A 3,137-nucleotide genomic window follows, 5' to 3' on the forward strand; every position below is an offset into this window, starting at 1 on the left:
TAGTGCCACCATGCCCAGCACCCGGGCCCACGGCTGGACATGTCCCCCCGGCCCGGGCACAAACAATGGACATGTCCCCCCGGCCCGGGCACAAACAATGGACATGTCCCCCCGGCCCGGGCACGAACAATGGGCATGTCCCCTCGGCCCGGGCGCGAACAATGAGCATGTCCGGCAGCAGTCGGTCTGCACGGCCCGCGTGAATGACTTAACGTTGCTTAACGATCGGCGGGCTCCTTACTGTAACTGGGGTCACAGCAAAACGAACCGACGCGAAGGAGGGCCGGACATGCACGAACACGCCGTAAGCGCCACCGTCGACGGCCCCGTACCGCCGGTTTCGGCCGCTGCCGTGGCCCGCGCCGCGGGGGTTTCCTCGGCTGCGGTTTCCTACGTCCTCAACGGCAAGGGCGGCGTCTCGCCCGAGACCCGGCGCCACATCATCCACGTGGCGAACGAGCTCGGCTTCAGGCCCCGTAAGCCGTCGCAGTCAACCGACCCGCAGCGGACCCGGGTCATCGGGCTGATCCTGCCGAACATCATCAATCCGATGTTTCCGCGCTGGGCGCAGGGCGTCATTACGGCCGCGGCGGAGTCCGGCTACGAAGTGTTCGTCGCCACCACCCAGGACGATCCGGAGGTGCTCGCCCAGGTCACCTCGACGCTCGCGCACCGCAACGTCGATGGCATCATCCTGGCCGCCTCGCTCCGGGACGACGCCACCGCGCTCCGCACCCTGAGGGCGGCCCGCATCCCCTACGTGTGCCTGTCCCGCCGGGCGGACTTCCTCGACTCGGATTTCGTCGGGATCGACGACGACGCCGCAGCCACCACGCTGATGCAGCACATGCTCAGCCACGGCTTCACCGAAATCGCCACCGTGATCGGCCCCAGGTTCTCAACGGCCTCCCTGGCCCGCGAACAGGCGTTTGTCCGCACAGCCGCCGCGGCGGGCATCACGATCAGCGGCGACCGGAAGATCAGCACCAGGGTGAACAACGAGGGCGGCCGGCTGGCGGCGGAGCGGCTCTTCTCGGCCGGAACGCCGCCGCAGGCCGTGGTCTGCGGCAGCGACGAGCTTGCCATCGGCGTCATGGAATACGCGTTGTCGCGCGGCCTGCGCATCCCGGACGACGTCGCCGTCGCCGGCTGTGACGGGCTGCCGCACAGCCGCTCCGGGCTGATCAACCTGACCAGCATTGTCCAACCGCAGCAGGAAATGGCCAACGAGGCGTTCGCCATGCTGCTCAAACGCATCGATTCCCCGTCCGCCACCTATACCTCGAAAGTGTGCCGGCACCGCCTGCACGTCGGGCGGACGTGCGGCTGCACGCCTCCTGACAGCTGAGGCCGCGCTACACGCGGGCCGGCCCGTCCGCGGCCAGCCCTACCCATTCCCGCGACCCTGACGAACCACGCGCCGCGCGCACTGCCGCGGCCGTCTGCCTCCCGTTTGCCCTTTCCGCATGCCCGCTCTGACCACCTATCCCGCCCACGAGCCAAGGACCCCGACCCATGTCAGTTGTATCCGCAACAAAGAAGATGCGCACGCCACAGGAAATCAACGGCGTGATCTTACGCCGCGTCATGCCGCTGCTGATCGGCGCCTACATCATGGCCTTCCTGGACCGCACCAACATCGGTATGGCCAAGGACCGGCTGGAGATCGACCTCGGCATCTCGGCCACCGCGTACGGCATCGGCGCCGGGCTGTTCTTCCTGACCTACGCCTTGTCCGAAATCCCGTCCAACCTGATCATGCACAAGGTCGGCGCCCGGTTCTGGATCATGCGGATCATGATCACCTGGGGCATCATCTCCGCCGGCATGGCCTTCGTCCAGGGCGAATGGTCCTTCTACATCATGCGGATGCTGCTCGGCGTGGCCGAGGCCGGACTCTTCCCGGGCGTCATGTACTTCCTGACGCAGTGGTTCGTGGTCAAGGACCGCGCCAAGGCCAACGGAATGTTCCTGCTCGGCGTCTCCATCGCCAACATTGTCGGGGCCCCGCTGGGCGGGCTGCTGCTGACCTTTGATGGGCTCGGCGGCCTGCACGGCTGGCAGTGGATGTTCCTCGTCGAAGGACTCCCGGCCTGCGTCCTCGCCTACGTCGTCTGGAAGAAGCTCCCGGACCGCCCCAGCATGGCGACGTTCCTCACCGCCGAGGAAGCCGCCGATCTCGAGGCCCGCATCGCCGCCGAGGAGACCGCCGGCGCCGCGGCCTCCGGCAACCACCTGCTCCGCGATGTCCTGAAGGACAAGCAGATCCTCCTCGTTGTCGGCGTCTACTTCACCCACCAGATCGCCGTCTACGCCCTGTCCTACTTCCTGCCCTCCATCATCGGCACGTACGGCAAGCTCAGCCCGCTGCAGATCGGCCTGCTGACGGCCATCCCGTGGATCTTCTCCGCGGCGGGCGCCCTGCTGGTCCCCCGCTTCGCCACCGACGGCCGCCGCTCCCGGATGCTGGTCACCGGCACCATGACCGGCATCGTCGCCGGCTTCGCCCTCGGCGCCGTCGGCGGGCCGCTGCTGGGCATGATCGGCTTCTGCCTCGCCGCCTTCAATTTCTTCGCCCTGCAGCCGATTCTCTTCACCTACCCGGCCACCCGGCTCAGCGGCGCCGCCCTCGCCGGCGGCATCGCCTTCGTCAACACCATCGGCCTCTGCGGCGGCTTCCTGGGCCCCTACGTCATGGGCTTCATGCAGGACGCCACCGGCTCCAAGCTCTCCGGCCTGTGGTTAATCGTGGGCATGTGCGTCATCGGCGCGCTGCTGTCCCTGCTGCTCAAGCGCGGCACGGAGAAGCCCGCGATTGTTCCGGCCGCCCACTGACGCACTGCTCCCACCGCCCGTTCCGGATGCGCCCCGCCGCGCGTTCGGAGCGGGTCCGCAAGCCATCTCACTGCAAGGACTACTCATGGATTTCACCGCCAAGCGCATTCTCGTCACCGCCGGAGCGAACGGCATCGGCCTGGCCATCGCCAGCAAGTTCCGGGAACTCGGCGCCACCGTCTTCGTCACCGACATCGACCCCGACGCCGTCGACAAGGCCCGCGTCAACGGGCTCCTCGCCTCGGTCAGCGACGTCTCGGACGAAGGCCAGGTCCGCGAACTCATGGACACCGTCCGGGACG

At 67.8% G+C, this 3,137-nt stretch carries 3 protein-coding genes; all 3 read left to right on the forward strand.

The annotated features are described in order from the left end of the window. Positions 1-289 precede the first annotated feature (289 nt). Positions 290-1,348, forward strand: coding sequence for a LacI family DNA-binding transcriptional regulator (locus LQV45_RS22870; RefSeq protein WP_230008957.1), 1,059 nt, complete (start codon positions 290-292; stop codon positions 1,346-1,348). 167 nt (positions 1,349-1,515) lie between these two features. Continuing rightward, positions 1,516-2,835, forward strand: coding sequence for an MFS transporter (locus LQV45_RS22875; RefSeq protein ID WP_230008958.1), 1,320 nt, complete (start codon positions 1,516-1,518; stop codon positions 2,833-2,835). An 85-nt stretch (positions 2,836-2,920) separates the two neighbouring features. Beyond that, on the forward strand, positions 2,921-3,137 hold a 217-nt coding region (locus tag LQV45_RS22880; protein ID WP_230008959.1), incomplete at its 3' end, for an SDR family NAD(P)-dependent oxidoreductase.

This window comes from Microbacterium sp. Bi128, from assembly GCF_918698205.1.

What these genes read in the sequence shown, in the direction of transcription:
- LQV45_RS22870 (WP_230008957.1), top strand. Translation starts at nt 290, where the DNA reads ATGCACGAACACGCCGTAAGCGCCACCGTCGACGGCCCCGTACCGCCG.
- LQV45_RS22875 (WP_230008958.1), top strand. Translation starts at nt 1,516, where the DNA reads ATGTCAGTTGTATCCGCAACAAAGAAGATGCGCACGCCACAGGAAATC.